The sequence below is a fragment of the Micromonospora sp. MW-13 genome, assembly GCF_003434305.1.
Taxonomy (GTDB): Bacteria; Actinomycetota; Actinomycetes; order Mycobacteriales; family Micromonosporaceae; genus Micromonospora.
Genome location: NZ_QKKX01000026.1, coordinates 1 through 24756, shown reverse-complemented (window position 1 = coordinate 24756; position 24756 = coordinate 1). Strand labels below are relative to the sequence as shown.

Annotated in this window: 20 protein-coding genes and 2 pseudogenes; 4 read left to right on the top strand and 18 right to left on the bottom strand. The window is 74.6% G+C overall.

The window, feature by feature from the left end:
* Nucleotides 1–149 precede the first annotated feature (149 nt).
* The 5 genes from C5N14_RS14065 to tmk form a co-directional block, all read right to left on the bottom strand.
* Entirely contained in the window at nucleotides 150–818 is a 669-nt protein-coding gene (locus tag C5N14_RS14065; RefSeq protein WP_117668535.1) for a hypothetical protein, read from the bottom strand.
* Nucleotides 818–1123 (bottom strand): hypothetical protein, encoded by a 306-nt coding sequence (locus C5N14_RS14060; protein ID WP_117668534.1) that lies wholly within the window; start codon nucleotides 1121–1123, stop codon nucleotides 818–820. Before C5N14_RS14060 ends, C5N14_RS14065 begins: the two co-directional genes overlap by 1 nt.
* 1 nt (nucleotide 1124) lies before the next feature.
* Nucleotides 1125–1454, bottom strand: a complete 330-nt coding sequence (locus C5N14_RS14055; RefSeq protein WP_117668533.1) for a YbaB/EbfC family nucleoid-associated protein — start codon at nucleotides 1452–1454, stop codon at nucleotides 1125–1127.
* Between the two features lie 124 nt (nucleotides 1455–1578).
* On the bottom strand, nucleotides 1579–2868 hold the full coding sequence (locus C5N14_RS14050; RefSeq protein WP_117668532.1) for a DNA polymerase III subunit delta': 1290 nt from the start codon (nucleotides 2866–2868) through the stop codon (nucleotides 1579–1581).
* Nucleotides 2868–5258: a dTMP kinase gene (tmk, locus tag C5N14_RS14045; protein WP_371685843.1), complete on the bottom strand. Its 2391-nt coding sequence runs from the start codon at nucleotides 5256–5258 to the stop codon at nucleotides 2868–2870. Before tmk ends, C5N14_RS14050 begins: the two co-directional genes overlap by 1 nt.
* Nucleotides 5259–5405: 147 nt before the next feature.
* Here tmk and C5N14_RS14040 point away from each other — a divergent pair, with 147 nt between their 5' ends.
* The gene (locus tag C5N14_RS14040) at nucleotides 5406–6614 is read left to right on the top strand and encodes an amino acid deaminase/aldolase (RefSeq protein WP_117668531.1); all 1209 of its coding nucleotides are present in this window, start codon (nucleotides 5406–5408) and stop codon (nucleotides 6612–6614) included.
* Between the two features lie 47 nt (nucleotides 6615–6661).
* Here C5N14_RS14040 and C5N14_RS14035 read toward each other — a convergent pair whose 3' ends face one another.
* Nucleotides 6662–7327, bottom strand: a complete 666-nt coding sequence (locus C5N14_RS14035) for a TetR/AcrR family transcriptional regulator (RefSeq protein WP_243639576.1) — start codon at nucleotides 7325–7327, stop codon at nucleotides 6662–6664.
* A 145-nt stretch (nucleotides 7328–7472) separates the two neighbouring features.
* On the opposite strand from C5N14_RS14035, the gene C5N14_RS14030 reads away from it, so the two are divergent.
* Nucleotides 7473–8792 carry a D-arabinono-1,4-lactone oxidase gene (locus C5N14_RS14030; RefSeq protein WP_117668530.1) on the top strand — a complete coding sequence of 440 codons (1320 nt, stop codon included), beginning with the start codon at nucleotides 7473–7475 and terminating at the stop codon, nucleotides 8790–8792.
* A 66-nt stretch (nucleotides 8793–8858) separates the two neighbouring features.
* Here the strand turns inward: C5N14_RS14030 and topA are convergent, their stop codons facing one another.
* The 6 genes from topA to C5N14_RS14000 form a co-directional block, all read right to left on the bottom strand.
* Nucleotides 8859–11693 carry a type I DNA topoisomerase gene (gene topA, locus C5N14_RS14025; RefSeq protein ID WP_117668529.1) on the bottom strand — a complete coding sequence of 945 codons (2835 nt, stop codon included), beginning with the start codon at nucleotides 11691–11693 and terminating at the stop codon, nucleotides 8859–8861.
* Nucleotides 11694–12104: 411 nt separating this feature from the next.
* Nucleotides 12105–12758 carry a hypothetical protein gene (locus C5N14_RS14020; RefSeq protein ID WP_207892732.1) on the bottom strand — a complete coding sequence of 218 codons (654 nt, stop codon included), beginning with the start codon at nucleotides 12756–12758 and terminating at the stop codon, nucleotides 12105–12107.
* Nucleotides 12749–13291, bottom strand: coding sequence for a hypothetical protein (locus C5N14_RS14015; RefSeq protein WP_117668528.1), 543 nt, complete (start codon nucleotides 13289–13291; stop codon nucleotides 12749–12751). Before C5N14_RS14015 ends, C5N14_RS14020 begins: the two co-directional genes overlap by 10 nt.
* A gap of 169 nt (nucleotides 13292–13460) precedes the next feature.
* Nucleotides 13461–15863 (bottom strand): sodium-translocating pyrophosphatase, encoded by a 2403-nt coding sequence (locus C5N14_RS14010; RefSeq protein ID WP_117668527.1) that lies wholly within the window; start codon nucleotides 15861–15863, stop codon nucleotides 13461–13463.
* Between the two features lie 365 nt (nucleotides 15864–16228).
* On the bottom strand, nucleotides 16229–16663 hold the full coding sequence (locus C5N14_RS14005; protein ID WP_117668526.1) for an ATP-binding protein: 435 nt from the start codon (nucleotides 16661–16663) through the stop codon (nucleotides 16229–16231).
* On the bottom strand, nucleotides 16663–17019 hold the full coding sequence (locus tag C5N14_RS14000; RefSeq protein ID WP_117668525.1) for an STAS domain-containing protein: 357 nt from the start codon (nucleotides 17017–17019) through the stop codon (nucleotides 16663–16665). Before C5N14_RS14000 ends, C5N14_RS14005 begins: the two co-directional genes overlap by 1 nt.
* Before the next feature lie 133 nt (nucleotides 17020–17152).
* Here C5N14_RS14000 and C5N14_RS13995 point away from each other — a divergent pair.
* Together C5N14_RS13995 and C5N14_RS13990 are read left to right on the top strand one after the other, a co-directional pair.
* Nucleotides 17153–19504 (top strand): annotated as a pseudogene (locus C5N14_RS13995) (DEAD/DEAH box helicase); the annotation flags it as partial.
* Nucleotides 19505–19697: 193 nt separating this feature from the next.
* Nucleotides 19698–20276: a hypothetical protein gene (locus tag C5N14_RS13990; protein WP_117668524.1), complete on the top strand. Its 579-nt coding sequence runs from the start codon at nucleotides 19698–19700 to the stop codon at nucleotides 20274–20276.
* Nucleotides 20277–20407: 131 nt separating this feature from the next.
* Here the strand turns inward: C5N14_RS13990 and C5N14_RS13985 are convergent, their stop codons facing one another.
* From C5N14_RS13985 to C5N14_RS13960, 6 genes and pseudogenes are all read right to left on the bottom strand, one after another.
* Nucleotides 20408–20845: an Rv3654c family TadE-like protein gene (locus C5N14_RS13985; protein ID WP_117668523.1), complete on the bottom strand. Its 438-nt coding sequence runs from the start codon at nucleotides 20843–20845 to the stop codon at nucleotides 20408–20410.
* An 89-nt stretch (nucleotides 20846–20934) separates the two neighbouring features.
* Complete coding sequence (locus C5N14_RS13980) at nucleotides 20935–21339, bottom strand: TadE family type IV pilus minor pilin (RefSeq protein ID WP_117668598.1); 405 nt, start codon at nucleotides 21337–21339, stop codon at nucleotides 20935–20937.
* A 38-nt stretch (nucleotides 21340–21377) separates the two neighbouring features.
* Nucleotides 21378–21545 (bottom strand): DUF4244 domain-containing protein, encoded by a 168-nt coding sequence (locus C5N14_RS13975; RefSeq protein ID WP_007074167.1) that lies wholly within the window; start codon nucleotides 21543–21545, stop codon nucleotides 21378–21380.
* Between the two features lie 47 nt (nucleotides 21546–21592).
* Complete coding sequence (locus C5N14_RS13970) at nucleotides 21593–22327, bottom strand: type II secretion system F family protein (protein ID WP_117668522.1); 735 nt, start codon at nucleotides 22325–22327, stop codon at nucleotides 21593–21595.
* Nucleotides 22327–23127, bottom strand: a pseudogene (locus C5N14_RS34175) (hypothetical protein); the annotation flags it as partial. The pseudogene C5N14_RS34175 and the gene C5N14_RS13970, both read right to left, overlap by 1 nt.
* Nucleotides 23128–23735: 608 nt before the next feature.
* The coding region (locus tag C5N14_RS13960) for a TadA family conjugal transfer-associated ATPase (protein ID WP_243639574.1) at nucleotides 23736–24756 on the bottom strand (1021 nt) is incomplete at its 5' end.

The following is a 24756-nucleotide window of genomic DNA, read 5'->3' as shown; positions in this document are numbered from 1 at the left end:
CCGGCCGGGGGCGGTTGAGTGGGGGGGGCAGACCTGCGGGGGGTGCAGGGGAAGGCCACGGCGTCGCCGCCGGAAGCCCGGATCACACCGGTGCCACCGGCGCGACGCCGTGGCCGCGCCAGCCCTGCCGGCGACGGGCGCGGACGTGGTCAGCGGCCGACCCGGGTGACGGTGTCGTAGCGGGTCGGGCCGCCCGCCGGCCCGCGCCAGGTCGTCTCCGCCAGGCTCGGCGACCACTGGCGCAGCAGCGTTTCCGCACCGTCGTAGGCCACCCCCAGCACCGAGAGCACCCGGTACGCGACGTCGGCCGCCGCGAGCGGCCCCACGGTGCCGGCCTCGGCCCCCGGCGCGGTGGCGACGCGGACCCGGACCGCCTCGGCGGAGCCGAGCACGTCGGCCAGCGCCCGGGCCAGCGCGAGCCGGCTGCCCTCCACCCAGTCGGCGAGGGCGTCCGCGTATCCGGCCGTCGACTCCAGCCGGCCCACCAGGCTCTCCGGGCCCTCGTCGAGGTGCCGCAGCAGGGCGGAGCGGGCCTGGTCGTACGCGGACGCGGCCGGTCCGGACCAGGCGGCGGGGTCGGTGAGGAGGTGACAGACCTTGTCGTACTCCCGGACGAGCCCGCGCACCGCGTGGCCGGCGTCGGCCAGCGGCGCCGGGTGCAGATCGAGGAAGCCCCGCACCGCCTCGCCGGGGAGCACCTGCATCCGGCGCAGCAGCGGCCAGAGCCGGTGCCCCTCGGGGGCCCCGCCCGCGAGCAGCGTGTCGACCCGGCCGAGCAGGTCGAGGCCGGGCTCGGCGAGGCGGTCCAGGGCGTCCATCAGACCTCCCGGCGCAGCCGGCGTCGGGCCGCGTCGTCGACGCCCGCGTACCGGTCGGCGGCGCCCCGGACGGCAGACGCGGCGGCGGACAGCCGGCTCGCGGCGAGAGTCGCCTCTCGGGCCCGGTCGCCGGTCGCCTCGGTCCACCGCCGGTGCAGCGCCCGGCCGATCTCGCCGGGCCGGCCCGGGACGTGCACGCCGAACGCCGGGTGCGGCGGGTCGGCGGCGGTCACCTCGCGGGCCAGTGCGTCGAGGGTGCCGCTCGCCTCGTCCAACCGGGCGGCGAGGGCGCGCAGTTCGTCCATCTCAGGCCCCCGCCAGCGGCCGGTACGCGGCGAACGTCTCGTTGTGCAGCTTCTCCCGGGCCCACTCGGCGGCGTCGGCGGCGGCGCTCACCGCGGCCCGCACCGAGCCGGCGACGTCCCGGGGGTGACGGTTGTGCAGCGGGCCGAGGAACCGCACGTCGGTGATCCGGCCCCCCGCGGTGACCACCACCTCGACCAGCCCGTCCGGGGAGCGCACGGTGACCTCCACGGTCGCCACCGCCTGGTCGAACTCGGCCTGCAACGACTCGATGCGGCGGTAGCGCCGCACCGCCTCCTCGATCCAGGCCTCGTCGATCTCCCCCCGAGGCATCGCGGACTCCTCCCGGCAGTGCACTCACTGAGTGTGCCGCCACCGTCACCGCGGCATACGGGACCGTACCGCACACCAATCGCGCCTGTCGATGGCCTGTGGACCGGGCAGGGGTGGGGAGGGGTCAGCCCTTCCAGAGGGTCAGCATCATCGCCTCCACGGCGATCCGCGGCTTGACGTTCGCCTCGATGGCGGCCCGGCACTCCAGCACGGCCTCCAGCCGGCGCAGCGCCCCCTCGGCGGCCCACCGCTGCGCGCCGGCCTCGGCCAGCGCGGCGGTGTCGGTGTGCACCGGGGCGACCGGCGCGCGCAGTGCCATGGTGAGCGCGTCCCGGTAGAAGCCGGCAAGGTCGACCAGGGCCCGGTCCAGGGCGTCCCGCTGGGCCCGGGTGGCCCGCGACTTCTGCCGCCGCTCCAGTTCCTTGAGCTGACCGGCGGCCCCGCGCATCGCCCCGGCCGCGCCCCGGCCGGTGCCGCCCGCGCCGAGCGCCGTCTGCAACGCGGCCCGCTCGGCGGCGTCGCTCTCCACCACGGCCGCCTCGGCCTCCGCCTCGGCTGCCTCGATCAGCGCGGACGCCGCGTCGAAGGCGGCGCCCACCCCCGTCAGCCGGCGCGGCACCGCGAGCACCGCGTCGCGCCGGCTGCGGGCCTCCGGGTCGCCGGCGAGCCGCCGGGCCCGGCCCACGTGCCCCTGCGCCGCCGCCGCCGCCCACCGTGCCACCTCCGGCGCGACGCCCCGGCGGACCAGCACCTCGGCCACCGCCTCGGGCGCCGGCTGCCGCAGCGGTACGACCCGGCAGCGCGACCGGATGGTCACCGAGACGTCGTCCGGGTGGGTGGACGGGGCACAGAGCAGGAAGACGGTCCGCGGCGGCGGCTCCTCGACGGCCTTGAGCAGCGCGTTGCCGGCCGCCTCGGTGAGCCGGTCGGCGTCCTCGACGATCACCACCTGCCACCGGCCGCCGGACGGGGTGCTCGCCGCCCGGAGCACCAGGGCGCGCATCTCGCCCACCCCGATCGAGAGCCCCTCGGGCACCACCAGCCGGACGTCGGCGTGGGTGCCGGCGAGCGTGGTGTGGCAGCCCTGGCACTCGCCGCAGCCGGTGCCGTGCAGGCACTGGAGGGCGGCGGCGAAGGCTCGGGCCGCCACCGAGCGGCCCGAGCCGGGTGGCCCGGTGAAGATCCACGCGTGGGTCATCCCCGCCCCGGGGTCTGCCCCGCCCGCCCCCTCGGCGGCCTCGGCCTCCGCCTCGGCGGCGAGGGCGTCGGCGTCGTCGGGGTCGACCGGGCCGGCGGTGGCCGCCGCGTGGGCGGCGGCGGCCCCGCGCAGCACGGCTGCGGCGGACGCGGCGGCCCGGCGCAGCGTGTCGACGGCGTCGTCCTGCCCGACCAGGTCGGCGAAGACGTCGGGCATCAGGTCCGGTGCTCCATCGTCACCAGCTCCGTGTCCGATAACTCCGGCTGCACCGAGGTGTCCGGCCCCTGGGCGGGGCGGGGGTGCACGATGCCGGCCGGGTCGACCAGGAATTCCTGCACCCGCCGGGCCACCAGCTCGGCGGTCTCCCCGACCGGGCGGGACGCGTCGAGCACCAGGTACCGCTTGGGGTCGTTCGCGGCGAGGTCGAGGAAGGCGTACCGGACCCGCTCGTGGAAGGCGACGGACTCGGCCTCCAGCCGGTCGGCCCCGGCGTTGCGCGCCGCGACCCGGGACAGCCCGGTGTGCGGTTCGACGTCGAGCAGCACCACCAGGTCGGGCTTGAGTCCGCCGGTGGCCCAGGAGGAGAGCCAGGAGACCTCGTCGACGGGCAGCGTCCGCCCGGCGCCCTGGTACGCCAGCGACGAGTCGACGTACCGGTCGCTGATCACCACCGCGCCCCGGACGAGCGCCGGCCGGACCACGGTGGCCACGTGGTGCGCCCGGTCCGCGGCGTAGAGCAGCGCCTCGGCGCGTGGCGACGGCGCCTCGGCGGCGGTGTCGAGCACCAGCGAGCGGATCCGCTCGCCGATTCCGGTGGCCCCCGGCTCCCGGGTCACCAACACCTCCCGGCCCTGCCCGCGCAACCGCTCGGCGAGCGCGGCGAGCTGGGTCGACTTGCCGGCGCCCTCGCCGCCCTCGAAGACCACGAAGAGCCCGCTGGAGACGAACTGCTCGGCCGGCATCAGCGGGCGGCCCCGGATCGATCCCCACAGGTCGGCGAGGACCGGCACGCCCTTCTTGTCGTCCATCTGCCCGAACGCGCTGATCCCGGCGAAGATGCCGGCGGCGCCCGCGGCGAGCAGCAGCAGCCGGGTGGACGAGACGGAGACACCCAGGTCGGCGATGGTCAGCTTGCGGGAGCCGCCGACACCGACCAGCAGGCTGCTCAGCGCGATGGCCAGGATCAGTACCAACCGGGTGCCGATCTGCACCACCGCGAAGACCCGGCCGCGCACCTCGTCGGCGACCTCGCCGCCGAGCAGGGTGGTGCCGGCGAGGAAGGCCATCCCGGCCCCCGCGCCGACCAGGACCGCGCCGAGCATCGCCATGGACAGGTGGATGGCGAACGCGAGCACCAGCACGGACGCGCTGGCCAGCACGATGCTCATGCCGAACCAGCGCCGCCGGGACATGTCCCGGACGATCATCGGGCCGAGCCCGATGCCCACGGCGAGGCCGATGAACATCGCGCCGAAGAGCAGATAGAACGCGGCGTCGCCGGCGCCGAGCGAGGCGGCGAAGAACTTCGCCGTGCCGATCACGATGCCGCCGCCGGCGAACGCGCCGAAGATGCCGAGCACCAGGCCGCGCACCAGCGGGGTCTGGCCGATGTACTTCCAGCCCTCGGTGAACTGGTGCCGCATGCCCTGCCCGGTGCGCTCCGCCTCGTCGGTCTGCGCCTGGCTGATCTCCTTGATCCCGAACGCGACGACCAGAGCGGTGGCCAGCCGGGAGAAGGCGTTGAACCAGAGCGCGATCTGCGCCGGCTCGGCCCAGGACGGGATCTCGCCGCCGGCCGCGCCCCGGATGCTGCGGTCGAGCACGGCCAGGCCGAGCGCGGCGGCGATCGGGGTGAGGCCGTACGTGGTGATCAGGGTGAGCTGGTTGGCCGCCTCCAGCCGGGCGCGCGGGATCAGGTTGGGGACCGCGGCCTCCTTGGCCGGGATCCACAGCAGGGTGATCGTCTCGATCAGGAAGGTGGCGACCGCCGCCCAGCCGACCACCAGGCCACCGCTGGCCCCGGTGAGCGCGAACAGCGGGATGGAGGCGAACAGCAGGAAGCGCAGCACATCGCAGATGACCATCGTCCAGCGCCGGTCGAACCGGTCGGCGAGGACACCGGCCACCGGGCCGAGGATCAGCGCGGGCAGCAGCCGGATCGCGATCAGGGTGCCGAACGCGGCGCCCTGCGCGGTGCTGCCCGAGACCTGGGCGGCGGCGAAGACGGAGGTGGCGAGCAGGCCCAGCCAGTCGCCGAAGGAGGCGGCGCCGAGCACGATCCACAGCCGGCGGAACGGCTGGATGCGCAGCACGGAGCGGATCGCGGCGGCCCCGGACCGGTCGGCGGCCTGGCTCGTGGCCGCGCCCCCGGCGGGAGCGCCGGGTTGGCCGCCGGCCTCGTCGGTGGCGGCCTCGGCCGGGTCGGCGCCCTGGGAGCCGGCGTCGGCCGGGGCGGCGGCCCGGGGACCGGACGCGGCACCGGCCGCAGCGGCGGACGGGCCGGTGGTGGCGTTGTCGGGCCGGTCGCCGGACGACACGCCGGGCGACTCGCCGCTGTTCTGGCTTTCGATGGCCGTACCTCCACGTGCCGACCCAACGCTGGGCAGTCCCGGTGCAACACTCTAGTCCCGGCCGGGGGTCGCCCCGTCCGCGACATTGCCTGCTCGCCGAGCCTAGGCCGCCGGGGCAACCGGCCCCAGCCAGGCATACGCGAGGGTATTTCGCATTGACCGTTTGACAGTTAGCGTGCACACGTGGCCACCGAAAGCGACAAACTTCGCGAGCGCCTGGACCGGGCGACCGCCCACCTCGACCCGCCGTACGCGGTGGTCGACCTGACGGCGTTCGACGCCAACGCCGCGGCGCTGCCCCCACGCGCCGGCGGCAAGGCGATCCGGGTCGCCAGCAAGTCCGTGCGCGCCCGCGGGTTGCTCGGCCGCGTGCTGGGCCGACCCGGCTGGGCGGGGGTGATGGCGTTCACCCTGCCCGAGGCGAGCTGGCTGGTCCGCACCGGCGTGACCGACGACGCGCTGGTGGCCTACCCCACGGCCGACCGGGGGGCGCTCGCCGAGCTGGCCGGCGACGGGGAGCTGGCCCGGGCCGTCACCCTGATGGTCGACGGCACCGACCAGCTCGACCTCATCGACGCGGTCCGCCCGCCGGGCGGTCGCCCCCCGCTGCGGGTCTGCATCGACCTGGACGCCTCCTGGCGGCCCCTGCGCGGGCGGGTGCACGTCGGGGTGCGCCGCTCCCCGGTGCACAGCGCCCGGGCGGCCGGCGCGCTCGCCGCCGCCGTCGCCGGCCGGCCCGGCTTCCGGCTGGTCGGCCTGATGTCGTACGAGGCGCAGATCGCCGGGCTGGGCGATGCGCCGCCGGGACGGGCGGCGCTGGCCGCCGCGATCCGGGTGGCCCAGCGCGGCTCCTACCGGGAGCTGCTGGCCCGCCGAAGCGCGGCGGTGGCCGCGGTACGCGAGCACGCCGAGCTGGAGTTCGTCAACGGCGGCGGCACCGGCAGCGTGGCGGCGACCAGCGCCGACCCCGCGGTCACCGAGGTCACCGCGGGGTCCGGCCTGTACGGGCCGACGCTGTTCGACGCGTACCGCGCCTGGCGCCCCACCCCGGCGGCGTTCTTCGCCTGCGCGGTGGTCCGCCGCCCGGCCCCCCGGCTGGCCACGGTGCTCGGCGGCGGCTGGATCGCCTCCGGCCCGGCCGCCGACACCCGCCTGCCCGCCCCCTGGCTGCCGACCGGGCTGAAGCTGCTCGGCGCGGAGGGGGCCGGCGAGGTGCAGACGCCGCTGGCCGGCCGGGCGGCGGACGACCTGCGGGTCGGCGACCGGGTCTGGTTCCGGCACGCCAAGGCCGGTGAGCCCTGCGAGCACGTCAACGAGCTGCACCTGGTCGAGGGCGACCGGGTGGTGGGCAGCGTCCCCACCTACCGGGGGGAGGGCCACGCGTTCCTGTAGCCGCCCGGAGCGGTTCCAGGAGGTCGGGCCGCCCCCGGCGGCCGGGATCAGGAGGGGGTGGCGGGCGAGGCGGCGGCGTCGGCCGAGGCGGTGACGTGCCGGTGCAGGTACTCGCGGATGAGCGCCTTGGCCTCGGCGAGCACCCGCTCGTCGCCCTCGGCGTTGCGCCGGAACGCCAGCTTGATCAGTGCGTCCGCGGCCTCGACGGCGATCTCCAGGCAGAACCGCAGGCGCGGCTCGTCGGCCATCCCGAACCGCTCGGTGAGCACCCGGTCCAACTGGTCGGCGATCACGCCGTTGTTGTCCCGCTGCTCGTCGAGCAGGTGCAGGTCGACCACGTCGCCGAAGTGCAGGGTGCGGAACCCGGGGACGGTGCGGTGCATCGTGATGTACTCGTCGATCCCCGCGTCGACGCCGTCCCACCAGTGGGTCAGGTCGTCCGAGGCGAACCGCTCGTCGAGCCGCTGGAGGTAGGACTCCATCGTGCGCAGGGTCAGCGCCTGCACGATCGCCCGCTTGTCCGGGAAGAACTGGTAGACCGACCCGATCGCCACCTCGGCACGCTCGGCGAGCAGGGTCGTGGTCAGTCCCTCGTACCCCACCTCGTCGACGAGTTCGGCACAGGCGTCCAGCATCCGCTGGACCCGCGCCACGCTTCGACCCTGGACCGGTACCCGGCGCAGCGGCCCGGTCGTGGCGGCTGGTGTGGACACTCGGTCACCCCCCTTCGACGGATGAACATATCTGCACGTCACGAGTACGTGACTACCGGTACAACGAGCGGGCCTCGATTGCGGTATTTACCAGGCACAACGTTCCTGATATGAAGTCAGTTCATATTCATGTCGAGGAGCGCGCATGGCCAGCACCGCACCGCTCACCACCAGCGCCTGGACCAACTGGGCCGGCAACCAGCGCAGCACCGCCACCGCCATCCTCCGCCCTCGCACGGTCGCCGACGTCACCGAGGCCGTCCGGGCCGCCGGGGCGGCCGGCGAACGGATCCGGGCGGTCGGCAGCGGCCACTCCTTCACCCCCGTCGCCCGCACCGACGGCCGCCGGATGGAGCTGACCGAACTCGACACCGGGGCCCGGATCGACCGGGAACGACGCCTGGTCACCGTACCCGCCGGGATGCCGCTGCACCGCCTCAACGCCCTGCTCGCCGCCAACGGGCTGGCCATGCCCAACCTCGGCGACATCGACGCGCAGACCGTCGCCGGGGCGATCTCCACCGGGACCCACGGCACCGGGGCCGCGTACGGCTGCCTGTCGACCTTCGTCGAGGCGCTCACCCTGGTCACCGGCACCGGCGAGGTGCTGCACTGCTCCGCCGAGCAGCACCCGGACGTGTTCGCCGCCGCCCGGGTCTCCCTCGGCGCCCTCGGGGTGCTGACCGAGGTGACCCTGCGCTGCGTGGACGCCTTCACCCTGCGCGCCCACGAGCGACCCGCCCCGCTCGCCGAGGTGCTGTCCGACCTGCCGGCCCTGATCTCCGCCCACGACCACGTCGAGTTCTACTGGTTCCCGTACACCGACCGGGTGCAGGTCAAGGTCAACGACCGGACACCGGCCGACGACCGGCCGCTGGCCCGCTGGCGCGGCTGGCTGGACGACGAGTTCCTGTCCAACACGGTCTTCGCCGGCGCGTGCCGGCTCGGGCGGGCCGTGCCCACACTGGTGCCGACGATCAGCGCGGTCTCCGCCCGGGCGCTCACCGAGCGCACCTACACCGGCCGCTCCGACACGGTCTTCTGCACTCCGCGCCGGGTCCGCTTCGTGGAGATGGAGTACGGCCTGCCGCGCGCCGCCCTGCCCGAGGCGCTGGACGCGCTGCGCCGGATCGTCGACGGGCTCCCGTTCAAGGTGATCTTCCCGGTCGAGGTCCGGTTCACCGCCCCGGACGACATCTGGCTGTCACACGGGTACGGGCGCGAATCGGCGTACATCGCCGTCCACCAGTACGTCGGGATGCCGTACGAGCCGTACTTCCGGGCCTTCGAGCAGGTCGCCGCCGGCCTGGGCGGTCGTCCACACTGGGGCAAGCTGCACTGGCGCGACGCGGCGTCGCTGGCCCCGGTGTACCCGAAGTTCGCCGACTTCCAGTCCGTCCGCACCCGTCTGGACCCGAACGGCATCTTCAGAACCCCCCACCTGGACCAACTCTTCGGCGCCTGAACCGTTGGGATCTTGGAGGGAAACGCCCGGGAGGGGCGCTACCTTCCAAGACCTCGACGGGAGGCGTCAGTCGGCGGGGGTGGCGGCCTTCTTCGGGGGAGTCTTCTTCGCCGGGGTGGCCTTCTTGGCCGCCGCCTTCGCCGCCGTCGACTTGCTGGCGGTCGACTTCGTCGCGGCGGTCTTCTTGGCGGCTGTGGTCTTCTTGGCCGGGGCCTTCTTCGCCGGGGCCTTCTTCGCCGCCGTCTTCTTCGGCGCCGGGCCCTTCGCGCGCTTCTCGGCGAGCATCTCGGAGGCCTCCTCGATGCTCAGCGCCTCCGGGGTCTGCCCACGCCGCAGGGACGCGTTGACCTCACCGTCCGTCACGTACGGGCCGAACCGGCCGTCCTTGATGACCAGCGGCTTCTCGGTCAGCGGGTCGACGCCCATCTCCCGCAGCGGGGGCGCGGCGGCTCGGCGCTGGCGGGTCTTCGGGGCGGCCAGCAGGGCCAGCGCCTCGTCCAGCGTGACGGTGAACATCTTGTCTTCCGAGTCCAGCGAGCGGAACTCGTCACCCTGCTTGACGTACGGGCCGTAGCGGCCGTTGTTGGCGACCACCTCGCCGCCGTCCGGGGCCACCCCGACCAGCCGGGGCAGGCTGAGCAGCTTCAACGCCTCGGCGAGGGTCAGCGAGTCCGGCGACTGCGAGCGCAGCAGCGACGACTTTCGCTCGCCGCTGGCCACGTACGGGCCGAACCGGCCGGACTTGAGCAGGATCGGCTCCCCGGTGGCCGGGTCGTCGCCGAGCTTGCGCTCGCCGCCCCCGCCGAGGAACAGCTCGTGCACCTTCTCGGGGGTCAGCTCGTCGGGGGCCAGCCCCTCGGGGATCGGGGCCCGGTCGCCCTGGCCGCCGCCCTCCTCGCCCTCCCCGTGCGCCGCCGGCTCGCCGCCGGGCAGCTCCCGCTGGAGGTACGGCCCGTAGCGCCCGACCCGGACGACGACCTCGCGCCCCTCGTCGTCGGTGAACAGCGGGATGGAGTTGACGCTGCGCGCGTCGATCTCGCTGAGGTTCTCCGTGACCAGCTTCTTCAGCCCACCGGAGCGGGCGATGGTCTGGTCACCGGCGCCGTTGGCGCTGCCGAAGTAGAAGGCGGTGAGGAAGTCGACCGCGGCGTGGTCGCCGCCGGCGATCTCGTCCAGCTCGTTCTCCATGCTGGCGGTGAAGTTGTAGTCGACCAGCCGGGGGTAGTGCCGCTCCAGCAGGCCGATCACCGCGAAGGCCAGGAAGGACGGGATCAGCGCCTGGCCGCGCTTGGTCACGTACCCCCGGTCCTGGATCGTCTGCATGATCGACGCGTACGTCGACGGGCGGCCGATGCCCAGCTCCTCCAGTGCCTTGACCAGCGACGCCTCGGTGTACCGCGACGGCGGCTGGGTGTGGTGGCCCTGCGCGGCCAGTTCGTCGGCGGTCAGCGGCTGGTCCTTGACCAGGTTGGGCAGCCGGCGCTCGGCGTCCTCGGCCTCGGCGTTCTCGTCGTCGGACGACTCGACGTACGCCCGCAGGAAGCCCGGGTCGGTGATGGTCTTGCCCGTCGCGCCGAAGTCGGCCTCCTCCTGCGCGGAGGAGACCGCCCGGATGCGCACCGAGACGCTGGAGCCGACCGCGTCGGTCATCTGCGAGGCGATGGTGCGCCGCCAGATCAGCTCGTAGAGCTTGAACTCCTCGCCCGACAGCTCCTTGGCCACGTCGCCCGGGGTGCGGAAGTTGTCCCCCGCCGGGCGGATCGCCTCGTGTGCCTCCTGGGCGTTCTTCACCTTGCCGGTGTAGCGGCGCGGCTCCGGCGGCACGCTGCGCTCGCCGTACAGCTCGACGATCTGCCGGCGGGCCGCCGTGATGGCGGTCTCCGACAGGTTCACCGAGTCGGTACGCATATAGGTGATGTAGCCGTTCTCGTAGAGCCGCTGCGCGGTGCGCATCGTCTGCTGGGACGAGAACCGCAGCTTGCGGGCCGCCTCCTGCTGGAGGGTGGAGGTGATGAACGGCGCGTACGGGCGGCGGCGGTAGGGCTTCTCCTCGACCCGGGTGACCGTGAACGGCCGGCCCTCCAGCCGGGCGGCGAGCCCGCGCGCCCCACCGGAGTCGAGGTGCACCACGCCCGCCCCGGGCCTCACCCGGCCGGTGGTCGGCTCGAAGTCCTTGCCGGTGGCGATCCGGTCGCCGTTCAGCGCCACCAGGGTGGCGTTGAAGGTGCGCGGCCCCTCGCCCGGCTTCGCCACCGCCAGGGTGGCCAGGATGTCCCAGTACTCGGCGGTGCGGAACGCCATCCGCTGCCGCTCCCGCTCGACCACGATCCGGGTCGCCACGGACTGCACCCGGCCCGCCGAGAGCTTCGGCATGACCTTCTTCCACAGCACCGGGGAGACCTCGTAGCCGTACAGCCGGTCGAGGATGCGCCGCGCCTCCTGGGCGTCGACCAGGTCGCGGTCGATCTCGCGCGGGTTGGCCACCGCGGCCTGGATCGCCGGCTTGGTGATCTCGTGGAAGACCATCCGCTTGACCGGCACCTTGGGCTTGAGCGTCTCCACCAGGTGCCAGGCGATCGCCTCGCCCTCGCGGTCCTCGTCCGTGGCCAGGAAGATCTCGTCGACCTCCTTGGCCAGCTTCACCAGCTTGCTGATCTGCTGCCGGCGGTCGGGCGAGACCACGTAGAGGGCGTGGAAGCCGTTGTCGACGTCGACGCCGAGGCGGGCCCACGGCTCGCCCTTGTACTTGGCCGGCACGTCGGCGGCGTTGCGCGGCAGGTCGCGGACGTGACCGAAGCTGGCCTCCACGACGTACCCCGGGCCGAGGTAGCCCGAGATCGTCTTGGCCTTCGCCGGTGACTCGACGATGACCAGACGGGTGGTCCTGGCGTTGCTCGGCACGTCTCCTGCGACCTCACTCCTGCTCGTGGCCGGCCGGGTCCGGGGCGCGGACCACCCTCGGTCCGCCGGAACCGCCGGCGGTCCGGATGTCCAACGTAACGCGTCGCCCACGTTTCGGGTTTCGCGGGCGGCCAACCGCCCACCGTGCGGGGCCGTCCCCTCACCGCACCGGTCGGCGGTCTTGCCGGACGGCGCCACCGTACACCGTGGGTAGGGTCCCGAGCGGGCCACTGTGACGATGACGCCCTGTCGGCGGATGGCCCACCAGCCCGTTCGCGCCGCCAACAAACCGCCGAACTGTCCCCCATCGGACACCCGCCCCACGTCGATCATGGACCCGCGGTGGGCGGTTTATGCCACTACGCCGCTTTTACGGGGCAGCACGACTCCATGATCGCGGGCATCTGGGGGTCAGGGGTGGTGGGGCCAGGAATCGGGTGGGGCGGTGGGTGGGGGGTCGCCCAGGAGGTCGGCCAGGCGGGACAGGCGGCGACGGCCGGTGATCCGGTACGCCGGGCCGCCCGCCTCCGCGTCCAGCGGTGCCGCCGGCAGGCCGACGGCGGCCAGGGCGGCGCCGACCGGTTCCCGGCACGCCTCGTCGTCCACGCCGAGGCGGAGCAGGAAGCCGGGCGGCTCCGCCTTCCCGGCAGCGGCGACCCAGAGCCGCAGCCGCCGGCCGTTGAGGTGGAACCCGGCGGGTGGCCGCTTCACCGGGCTGCCGGGGGCCGGGCCGCCGGGGGCCGGGGCCGGCGGGTCGCGGAGCCAGGCGAGGGCCAGCGGGGCCAACGTGCTGGCGTACGAGGTGCGCACCAGGTGCCGCTGGTCACCCGTCGCCTCCCAGGTGGCGGGGAGCCCGCGCCGGGCCAACTCGGCGACGAGCACGTGCACCCGCCAGGCGGCGTCCACCACGATCGACAGCCGCGCGGTGCCGCCCATCCGGACCATCTCCCCCGGGCCAGCGAGCAGGCCGGCCAGATCGGCGACGGACGGGTCCGCCGCCTCGGCGCCGAACAGCGAGAGCTGCCGGACCGGGTCGGGTGGTCGGTCGGGGGACGTCAGCGGCACTCCGGGACCTCGTCGAAGGCCTTCTTGAGTTCTTCGGAGCTGAGCCGGCTGGTGTCCAGGGCGCTGGCGTCGTACTCCTTGTTGAGCGTGTCCACGGCGGCGCGTACGCCGTCGTAGAAAGCGGTGGGCTCGCTGGTGCCCAGACCGCCGATGGTGCCCCGGGCCCGGCCGTACGCGTCGCGCACCTTGCCCAGCGACGCCTGGAAGCCCTGCGAGATCTCCTCGCCGTGGTCGGTCTCCGGGACGCCGGCCTCGTCGACCTTGCGGCGGGCCGTCTCGCTGGCCTGCTCCGCGCCGCCGAAGAGCCGCACCAGGTTCTCCTTCGCCTGCGCCGGGGTGGTCTTCGCGGTCATCTGCTGCTGGGTGCTGCTCGTCAGCTTGTTGATCTCGGCGCGCCACGGGGTGAGCGCCTCGCACACCGACGCCGCCCAGGCCCGGGGGCTGGGGCCGCCGCCGCAGGCGGTCAGCGTCAGGACGAGCGTGGCGAGGACCACCGTGAGCTTTCCGGCGGTCGCCGCCCGGCACGTGCGCATGCGAAGCAGCGTACGGCCTCCGTGCCGATGTGCCACCGGTCGGTTTGCCGCAGCCCGGCCGCCCCCGCTGCGCCGGTCCGGGCCGGGCGGGCCGTGAGCTGGAGTTTCCGGCGACGGCGGGTTCCCGGCCGCGGATGGTGGACCGGCCGGGAACCCGCTGGGTCACCGCTCAGGCGTTGACCGCCTCCGGCCGCTGGTCCGCGCTGCCGCTGCCGCTGCCGCTGCCGCTGCCGCTGCCGCTGCCGTCGGAGTCGCCCATCGCGACGCCCTTGCGCTTGCTGAACACCACCGCCGCGACGATGATCAGCGCGGCCACCACCGCGATGCCGACCCGCAGGCCGACGTTGCGCTCGTCGCCGATGCTCCACGCCACGACGGCCGGCGCGATCAGCAGCGAGACCAGGTTCATCACCTTGATCAGCGGGTTGATCGCCGGGCCGGCGGTGTCCTTGAACGGGTCGCCGACGGTGTCGCCGATGACCGTGGCGGCGTGCGAGTCGGAGCCCTTGCCGCCGTACGCGCCGTCCTCGACGAGCTTCTTGGCGTTGTCCCAGGCGCCACCGGAGTTGGACAGGAACACCGCCATCAGGGTGCCGGCGCCGATCGCCCCGGCCAGGTACGCCGCCAGCGCGCCCGGCCCGAGGCCGAAGCCGACCGCGATCGGGGCGAGGATGGCGAGCAGGCCGGGGGTCATCAGCTCGCGCTGCGCGTCCCGGGTGCAGATGTCGACGACCTTGCCGTACTCGGGACGCTGGGTGCGGTCCATGATCCCGGGCAGCTCGCGGAACTGCCGGCGGACCTCCATCACCACGGCGCCGGCCGAGCGGGACACCGCGTTGATGGCCAGACCGGAGAAGAGGAATACCACCGCCGCGCCGATGATCAGGCCGACCAGGTTGCGCGGATTCGCCACGTTCAGCGAGTTGAGGATCTCCGCGCCGACGTCACCCACGCCCGCGTCGGCGTACGCCGTGCGCAGCGTGTCGGTGTACGAGCCGAACAGCGCGGTCGCGGCCAGGACCGCGGTGGCGATCGCGATGCCCTTGGTGATCGCCTTGGTGGTGTTGCCGACCGCGTCCAGCTCGGTCAGGATCCGGGCGCCGTTCTCGTCGATGTCGCCGGACATCTCGGCCACGCCCTGGGCGTTGTCCGAGATCGGGCCGAAGGTGTCCATCGCGACGATCACGCCGACGGTGGTGAGCAGGCCGGTGCCGGCCAGCGCCACGGCGAACAGCGACAGCGTGATGGAGCCGCCGCCGAGCAGGAACGCGCCGAAGACGCCCGCGCCGATCAGCAGCGCCGAGTAGACCGCCGACTCCAGGCCGATGCTGATGCCGGCGAGGATGACCGTGGCCGCGCCGGTCTGCGAGCTCTTGCCGATGTCCTGCACCGGGCGCCGGTTGGTCTCGGTGAAGTAGCCGGTCAGCGCCTGGATCGCGGCGGCCAGCACGATGCCGATGACCACCGCGGCGATGGCGACGCCGCGCGGGCCCAGCGGCGGGTCCCCGCCCTCGACGCCGAGGCTGGCCCGCCACTCCGACCCGAGCAGGGCGGCCCAGGTCGGCTTGAGGTAGCCGTAGGAGGCGATCGCGACCAGCACCGCGGAGACCACGGCGGAGATGTAGAAGGCCCGGTTGATCGCGGTCAGGCCGTTGCGGTCGGAGGCGCGCAGCCGGGTGATGAAGACCCCGACGATCGCCACCAGCACGCCGATGGTGGAGATGATCAGCGGGAGGACCAGGCCGTCGTTGCCGAAGGCGGCCCGGCCGAGGATCAGCGCGGCGACCAGGGTGACCGCGTACGACTCGAACAGGTCGGCGGCCATGCCGGCGCAGTCACCGACGTTGTCGCCGACGTTGTCGGCGATGGTGGCGGCGTTGCGCGGGTCGTCCTCGGGGATGCCCTGCTCGACCTTGCCGACCAGGTCGGCGCCGACGTCGGCGGCCTTGGTGAAGATGCCGCCGCCGACCCGCATGAACATGGCCAGCAGGGCGGCGCCGAAGCCGAAGCCCTCCAGCACGGTCGGGGCGTCGCCCTTGAACAACAGGACCACGAGCGCCGCGCCGAACAGGCCGAGACCGACGGTGAGGAAGCCGACCACGCCCCCGGTGCGGAAGGCGATCTTCATGGCGCCCTCCCGGCCGCCGGTCGCCTCCCGGGCCGCGGCGGCGACCCGCAGGTTCGCGCGGGTGGCCAGCCACATGCCGGCGCCGCCGATGAACGCGCTGAACAGGGCGCCCACCACGAAGAAGGCGGACCGGCCGATCTTCACCGCGGTCTCGCTGCCGTCGGTGTCGTGCACCGGCAGCAGGAAGAGCAGCACCACGGCGATCACCACGAAGATCGCGAGGGTCCTGAACTGCCGGAGCAGGTAGGCCGAGGCCCCCTCCTGTACCGCCCCGGAGATCTCCTGCATGTTGGTGGTGCCCTTACCGGCTGCCAGCACGGCCTTGGTCAAGGCGGCGGCGAAGACGAGTGCCACCAGCGCGATGACCGCGGCGATGACGACGTACGTCAGGTTGGCTCCGGTAAGGGACAGTGCGCCGCCGTCGGCGGCCAAGGTCCCGGACATCTGTGTCCTCCTGTACCGAACGCTCGCGCCGGCCGGTGGAGACGCACAGACCGACGCCTGGATGCGGACTCGCAAGCGCGCCAACCCACCCCAGCGGACCAGCGATGAACACCCATACCCGCTGGCTGCGGGAAGGATCACTTGCTGACAACCCGCGTACTGTAGCCCTCCGTAGTGCCGGAGGTCACACCGGAGGGCACCGTGTCCGGATGATCTTCGTCGCTGTGTTATGAGAAATAATCTGATATAAGGCCCGGACACGACGGACGGGCCGCCCTCCCGGTCGGGAGTCGCGGCCTGAGCAGCGGATCAGTTGGTTGAGCGGCTAGTCAGCCAGTGAAGCTGATCGGTGGATCAGCGGGAGGTCAGCGGCCCACCGGCCAGACCATCCGGACCTCGGTGCCGACGCCCTCTTCGACCGGGCGCACCTGGAGATCCTCCACGAAGCCGGCGAGCAGGGCGAAGCCCACGCCGGTGGTCAGGTCGTCCTCGTCGAGCGACTCGGCGGCGAGCTGGTCGGCGTCGAGCGCGGCCAGGCCGATGCCCGCCTCGATCGGCGCCCGATCCACCACCCGCACCGAGTACGACCCGGCGTCGGACATCTCCACCAGCACCGGGTCGGGCACGTGGTACTGCCGGTGCAGGGCCACCGCCCGGGTGCACGCCTCGCCGATGGCCAGGCGCACCTCGTCGAGCAGGTCCTCGCGCACGCCGGCCCGCCGGGCCACCGCGACGCCGACCAGCCGGGCGGTACGGACGTGCACCGGGGCCGGAGAGAAGGAGAGCCGGACCGTGGCCATCAGGCGCCGGCGCCGGTCGGATCGGCCCCGATGGCCGCGTCGACCGTCGGGTACAGCGGGAACACCTGGTCCAGCGCGGTGATCCGGAAGATCTTGAGCAGCGGCTCCTTGTCGCAGACCAGCGCGAAGCTCCCGCCGACCGAACGCAGCCGCTTGAGCGCGCCGACCAGCACGCCGAGGCCGGTGGAGTCGAGGAAGTCGACCCGGCCCAGGTCGACCACGACGTACCGGGCCCCACCGTCGATCAGCTCCAGGAGCCGTTCCCGCAGCCGGGGCGCGGTGTAGACGTCCACCTCACCGCCGACCTCGAGCACCGTGTGCTCCCCCACGGCACGGGTCGCCAGCGACAGCTCCATCGGTCCTCCTCGCAAGAGTCGTAAACTCTCCTGGGCATCTAACCATCCCCGCCGGGGACGTTCGTGAGGGTCACCGGCGGAGGCTCCCCCTTACCCACACCCCCGCCAGTCAACTCCGAACACTTGTGCGAGAGTGCAGGACGTGAGCCCCGCAGCCACCGTATCCGCAGGCCGCGGCCCCGACCGCCCGCCGGTGAGGGCCCCGGCCGAGCTGCTGCGCCGGCTGCGCGCGCGTACCGGCGCCGACCCGGTCACCCACGTCGAGCGGGTGCCGGCCCGGGCCGGGGAGCAGGCCCCGTGGCCCGAGTGGACCCCCGAGCCGCTGCGGGCGGCGTTCGCCCGGCGCGGCGTGGTCGCACCCTGGCGGCACCAGGCCCGGGCCGCCGACCTGGCGTACGCGGGCAGGAGCGTCGTCGTCGCCACCGGGACCGCGTCCGGCAAGTCCCTGGCGTACCAGCTACCGGCGCTGGCCACCCTGCTCGCCGACCCCCGGGCCACCGTGCTCTACCTGGCGCCGACCAAGGCGCTCGCCGCCGACCAGCTCCGCGCCGTCGCCGGCCTGGAACTCGACGGGGTACGCCCCGCCTGCTACGACGGGGACACCCCGCGCGCCGAGCGGGACTGGATCCGCCGGCACGCCCGGTTCGTGCTGACCAATCCCGACATGCTGCACCACGGAATCCTCCCCGGGCACGCCCACTGGCCGGGCTTCCTGCGCCGGCTGGCGTACGTGATCGTCGACGAGTGCCACACCTACCGGGGGGTGTTCGGCTCGCACGTCGCGCACGTGCTGCGCCGGCTGCGCCGGCAGTGCGCCCGCTTCGGCCGTACCCCCGTGTTCATCCTGGCCTCGGCCACGTCGGGTGACCCGGCGACGGCGGCCGGGCGGCTCACCGGCGTGCCGGTGGCCGCCGTAACCGAGGACGCCTCCCCGCGCGGCGGGGTGACCTTCGCCCTCTGGGAGCCGCCGCTGCTGCCCGCCGACGCCGACACCGCCATCGCCGACCTCGCGCCGGTGCGCCGGTCGGCGCTGCGGGAGACCGCCGACCTGCTCGCCGACACGGTCGCCGCAGGGGTACGCACCCTCGCCTTCGTCCGATCCCGCAAGGGCGCCGAGGTGGTGGCCGCCAACGCCCGCCGCGCCCTCGACGAGGCGGTCCCCGGGCTGGGCGACCGGGTGGCCGCCTACCGGGCCGGCTACCTGCGCGAGGAACGGCGCGAGCTGGAACGGGCGCTGCTGCACGGCGACCTGCTCGGGCTCGCCTCGACCAACGCGCTGGAGCTGGGCGTCGACCTGGTCGGGCTGGACGCCGTGCTGATCTGCGGCTGGCCGGGCACCCGGGCGTCGCTGTGGCAGCAGGCCGGCCGGGCCGGGCGCTCCGGCGACGAGGCCCTCGCGGTGCTGGTGGCCCGGGACGACCCGCTGGACACCTACCTGGTGCACCACCCGGAGGCGCTGTTCGGGCGGCCGGTCGAGGCGACCGTGCTCGACCCGGCCAACCCGTACGTGCTCGCCCCGCAGCTCGCCTGCGCGGCGGCCGAGGCCCCGCTCACCCCGGCCGACCTGGAACTCTTCGGCGAGGGAGCCAAGGAAGCGGTGGACAACCTGGTCGCGGCGGGGGCGCTGCGGCAGCGGCCGACCGGCTGGTACTGGCGGCACCGGGAGCGGCCCGAGGTCGACCTGCGCGGCGAGGGCGGGGCCCCGGTGTGCGTGGTGGAGGCGGCCACCGGGCGGCTGCTCGGCACCGTGGACGGCGGCTCGTCGCACTTCCTGCTCCACCCCGGCGCGGTCTACCTGCACCAGGGCGTCTCGTACGTGGTCGACGCGCTCGACCTGGCCGACGGCTGCGCGCTGGTGCACCCCGAGGAGCCGGACTGGTCCACCCACGCCCGGGACGTCACCTCGCTGACCGTGGCTTCGGTGCGCTCGTACGTCGACGCCGGGCCGGTCGGGCTGTTCCTCGGCGAGGTCGACGTGACCAGCCAGGTGGTGTCGTACCAGCGGCGGCGGATCGCCTCCGGCGAGGTGATCGACACCCGGCCGCTGGACCTGCCGGCCCGGGAGCTGCGCACCGTCGCGGTCTGGTTCACCCTGTCCCCGGAGTCGCTGACCTCGGCGGGGATCGCTCCGGCGGACGTGCCCGGGGCGCTGCACGCCGCCGAGCACGCCGGGATCGGGCTGCTGCCGCTGATGGCCACCTGCGACCGGTGGGACATCGGCGGGCTCTCCACGGCGCTGCACCCGGACACCGAGGCCCCCACCGTCTTCGTGTACGACGGCCACCCGGGCGGGGCGGGTTTCGCCGAGCGGGCGTACCGGACGGCGGCGCAGTGGCTCCGGGCCACCCGCGACGCGATCGCCGAATGCGGTTGCGAGGCGGGGTGCCCGTCCTGCGTCCAGTCCCCGAAGTGCGGCAACGGCAACAACCCGCTGTCGAAGCCGGACGCCGTCCGGGTCCTCGACGTGGTGCTGGCCAACCTGCCGACCGACCACCCGCCCCGGCAGCCCGGCCCCGCCGATGCGCCGGATGCCGGGACGCCCGCCGCCGGGCTGCTCGACGCTGGAACGCCCGACGCCGGGCTGCCCGACGCCGGGCTGCTCGACGGGGCAGGCGGTGCCGGGGCAGGCGATGAGGCGGAGGCTGTGCGAGACTCCGGCGACCCTCGAAGGAGATCTGATGCAGCTCGACACCTTGCAGCACCAGCAGCAGTTCCACATCCGGCAGCGGATCCGGATGATGGTCAACCAGTACGAGGTCCACGCCGTCGCCCCCGACGGGTCGGAGGGTGAGCTGCTCGCGTTCGCGCAGCAGAAGCGGCTCGCCTTCAAGGAGCAGGTGACCATCTACACCGACGACACCAAGCAGCACCCGCTGCTCGGTTTCAAGGCTCGGCAGCGACTCGACCTCGGCGCCACGTACGACGTGACCGACCACGCCGGCAACCCGGTCGGGCTGTTCCGCAAGGACTTCGCCCAGTCGCTGCTCCGCTCGACGTGGCACGTCGAGCAGGCCGGACTGCCCCAGGTCACGGGTCAGGAGCGGAGCATGCCGGTGGCGCTGCTGCGCCGGTTCGTGGACTCGCTGTCCTGGCTGCCGTACCACTTCGACTTCGTCGCCGGTGGTCAGCCGATCTTCTCGGTCGTCAAGAAGTGGGGCCTGCGCGACCGGTACGTCGTCGAGGTGCAGAACCCGCAGATCGACCGTCGCCTCGTGATCGCCATGGCGATCGGCCTGGACGCCCTGCAGAGCCGCTGACCGCATATCACCGGCCCCGGAACCGCCGGGCGAACGGACGGGCGGCGACAGGGCGGCATCGGGATGCCCGGGTGCCTTGTCGCCGCTACGGCCCGGATCGGCACGGCCCGGATCGGCGCGCACGGTCCAGGTCAGCCACGCGGAGGACCGGCCCGGGAGGTCACGATGGCGACCCGGGTGAGACCGGGCACCGGGGCGACCGTCACCTCCGCCGTCACCACGGCGTCCAGCCCGTCGAGCCGGCAACCGGTCAGCCGCGCCCCGTTGGCCCGGACCACCTCGTCGGCGTACGCGCATGCCTCCGGACCACCGGCCAGGGCCCGCCCCGCCCCGGCGAGCGCACCGAAGTCCGCCGCTACCCGGGCCTGCTGGCGGGCCGTCCGCGCCGCACCGACCGCGGCACCGAACAGGCCCACCACGACGAACACCAGCCCGGCGGCGAGCAGGCACACCGTCGCCCCGCCCCGCTCGCCCCCTCGACGGGCCGCCCCGGCGTCTCGCCGACGAGCACGGATGCACGAGGTGAACCCCCCGCCGGCAGGGCTGGTGGTCGCAGCGAAGCTCCCCATCAGGGACGTCCCGGCAGCACGCCCGACGCCGTCGACCGTGCCTGTGCGCCCGGCCCACCCCGACGGGACAACACAACCGAGCCGGGTGGTCACGGTTGCGGACCTGGGGCGCCGGGCTCGACGGCGGCGACCGCGGTGGCCGTCACGATGATCCGGGGTAGGCGCGCACCGAGGGCACGCACCGGCGCCCGCACCGTCGCGGTGACCCGCTCGCCGTCCACAGCGACCGAGACGTCGGCCCCAGCCGGAGCCGCCGCGGCTCCCGCCGCACCGCCGGGCTGGCCCCGGGAGGCGGCCAGTGCCGCCTCCCGGGCCGCTCCCAGGCAGCCCGCCCTGGTGACGACCGCGTTCACCGCGGTGAGACCGGCGAGCAGGAGCAGCAGCAACGCCGGCAGGCCGGCGGCCAGTTCGGCCGTGAACGACCCGCGCTCCCGTGGCGACCGGACCGTTAGCCGCGCCGAACCGGTCGGCCGAACCGCCTCCGGCCGCCGCACGGACGTCCCCCGGTCGCCCCCAGCCTGCCGGCGGGCGGTCACTTCAGCGCCCGGTCGATGACGGCGGTCAGCGCGGACTGCACGTTGCCCGAGGTCAGCACCTTGAGCAGGATGCCGGCGAACGCGACGGCGGCGAGGGTGCCGACTGCGTACTCGGCGGTGTTCATCCCGGCGTCGCCCCGCAGTCGGGTGAGGATCTTACGCATGCTTGTCCCTTCTCAACGGTATCCGCCGGCCGGCCGGCCGGCGGCACTCACAGCACGTCGCCGAGGACGGCGACGATCACCGGCACCAGGCCGGCGAGAATGAAGGCCGGCAGGAAGCAGAGCCCCAGCGGCAGCACGATGAGGACCCCGGCCCGACGGGCCGACGCCTCGGCGGCGGTGGACCGGTCGGCGCGCAGGTCGTCGGCGAGGCGGGTCAGCGCGCCGGCCAACGCCGCGCCGCTGCTCGACGAACGCAGCGCGGCACCGGCCAACCGCTCGGCACCCGGCACCGGGACGAGGTGCGCCCACGCCTCCTCGGGGCCGCCACCGAGCAGCAGGGTCCGGCCGACCCGGCCCAGGCGGGCGGCCAACGGGCCGCCGAGTGCCTCCGCGACCGCCAGCACGGAACGGTCGACCGGCGCACCGGCCCGCAGCGCGGCTGCGAGCAGGTCCGCCGCGAGAGGCAGGTCGGCGGCCTCCCGGAGCCGCCGCTCCCGTACGGCCGGGGGCTCGATCCGGCGCAGCCCCCGGTCCGCCACGACGGCGACGACGGCGCCACCCAAGAGACCGGGCCAGCCACCGATGACCACGAGGGCAGCCACCCCGGCAAGCCCCGATCCGAGGCGGATCCGGTCGGGCCACCACGCCGGTCTTGACCTCCCGGTCGACCCGGCCCGCCCCCGCAGGCCGCGCAGGCGACGGGTGGTGCCCGCACGCGACCCGACGGACAGGGCGAGCGCCGCCGCGACGAGGCAACCGGCGGCCACCGCCTGCGGGGTCATCAGCGGTTCCCGTCCGGTGCCGTGCCGAGGCGCTCCGTCCAGAGCAGCCCGGCCGACTGGAGGACAACAGCCGCGATCGCGCATCCGCCTCCAAGGGGGGTGTGCAGCAGAACCTCGACCGGGTCGACGCCGACCCCGTACCCGAGCCCGATACCGCCGAGCGGCAGGGCGGCGAGCAGCAAAGCGGTGGCCCGAGCCCCGGCCGCCTGCGCTGCCGCACCGGCCAGCCCTCGGTCGGTCGCCCGGGCGTCGGCCTCGATCCGCTCCAGCAGGTCGGCCAGGGGAGCACCGGTCCGGTCCGCGAGCCGGATCGCCGCCTGGGCCAACCGCCCCAACCGGTCCGGATCGGGCGGAACGACCGGCCCGCCGACGTCCGTGGCCGGACCGGGGACCACCCCCGGATCGTGCGCCGAGCCGGATCCGCCCGGCGGACCACCGGGTGCGGGCTGGTCGAAGTGCGGCACGTTCCCGGATGCCGACCGGTCGCCTCGCAGGACACCGCCGGCGCGCAGGTCCGCAGCGAGGGCGCTGAGCTGGTCCAGGCTGTGCCGTCGGGCGCGCTGACCGGCACGCGCGAGGCCCCTGCGGAGCACCGCCCGCGCGGCCAACGCCCCGTACGCGCCGACCACCACGGCAGCCACCGGCCCGGCCAGCAAGCCACCCGTCCCGGCGCCCGCCGCTCCCGCCAGCAGCAGGCTTCGCCGGGGCGAGTCGGACAGCCACCCGGGTACCCCCGGTCGACGGCGGCTCGCCGGAGACCTCCCCGGCGACAACCCGGTACGCCAGTTCCCAACACAAGGGAGCAGCGAAGCCAACAGGGAGCTTCGCTGCCCCGGCAGGGTGGGCTCGGAGCGGTCCAGAACGGCAGTCGGTCGGCGCGCGTCCCGACGACCGGGCGGCCCAGAACGTCCGCCGGAGCCGAACGGGCCTGGCGGCCTGGACGGACCGGACCTCGGGGACGGGCCCGACGGGCCCGAGAACGGCGCTGTGCCGGAGAAGGAGCGTGGGCCGGACACGTTGCACGGGTGGGATGGTGAGCGGGATGGCGACCGCAGGCCGGACTCATCGGACGGGGCGGAGAACGGGCGTGGGCCGGACGGCGTCCCCGGGGCAGCGCGCCGGCCACCGTGCTCCCCCTGCCCTGCCCCGTTCCAGGGGTGCAGCGCGGGATCCCGGTCGTCAACGGAGTCCCGCGGCCGGTCCGACGCCCTGCCGACGGCGCCCGGCGCGACCTTTCCCGCCGGAATACGTACGGCATCGACCCGATCGGTCGGGTCACCGGCCGACGACGGCCGGTCCGGAGGCGAACCGAGCAACCGCCGTCGCCGGGACCGGCTGCTGTGCAGTGGCCACGCCACGGCCGCGGCGGCGACGACGAGAAGGGCCGCCACCAGCCAACCCGCCGTGGTCACTCGGGTCCTCCGTGGCGGCGACCGCCCGTCGCCTCGGGGCGGCCCTCCCGTTCGGGGCGGCTCGGCCACACCTCGCAGAGGACGGGCGGGGCAGGCACGTCACGCTCGCGCAGCAGCGTGCCGAGGGCCGCGGCGGCGGGTCCCGGCCCATGGCCGCGTACCCAGGCGGGAACGACGGTGACCAGGCGGTCCGGTCCCTCGGGGAGCAACAGGCAGACCGACTCCAGCACCCGACCCCGGGCACCCCGGCGGACCTGGAGTAGCACCTGGAGCGCGGCGGCGACCTGGGCGTGCAGGGCAGCCCGGGGCAGCCCGCCCAGCATCCCGAGCGCCTCCAGCCGGGCCGGCACGTCCGACGGGGCGTTCGCGTGCAGCGTCCCCGCGCCGCCGTCGTGGCCGGTGTTCAGGGCGGCGAGCAGGTCGACGACCTCACCGCCCCGGCACTCCCCCACGACCAGCCGGTCGGGCCGCATCCGCAGGGCCTGCCGGACCAGGTCGCTGAGCCCGACCGCGCCGGAGCCCTCCACGTTCGCCGTGCGGGCCTGCAACCCGACCACGTGCGGATGCACGGGCCGCAGCTCGGCGGCGTCCTCGACCAGGACGATCCGCTCGGTCCCCGGAACCAGCCCCAGGAGCGTGTTGAGCAGCGTCGTCTTGCCGGAGCCGGTGCCGCCGACGACCAGGTACGCGAGCCGGGCCGCCACCACGGCGGCCAGCACCGGGGCGGCCGGCCGGGGCACGGTGCCCTGCCGGACCAGGTCGTCGAGGGTGAACGGGCGCTGCCGGAAGGTACGCAGGGAGAGGTAGGGCCCGTCGGTCGCGACCGGGGGCAGCACGGCGTGCAGCCGGGTCCCGTCGGGCAGCCGGGCGTCCGCGTACGGGGAGCCGTCGTCCAGGCGGCGGCCCGCCCCGGCGGCGAGGCGCTGGGCCAGCCGGCGTACGTCGTCGATCGTGCCGACCGGAATCGCGACCTGGCGCAGGCCCTGCCCCCGGTCCACCCACACCCGATTCCCGTTG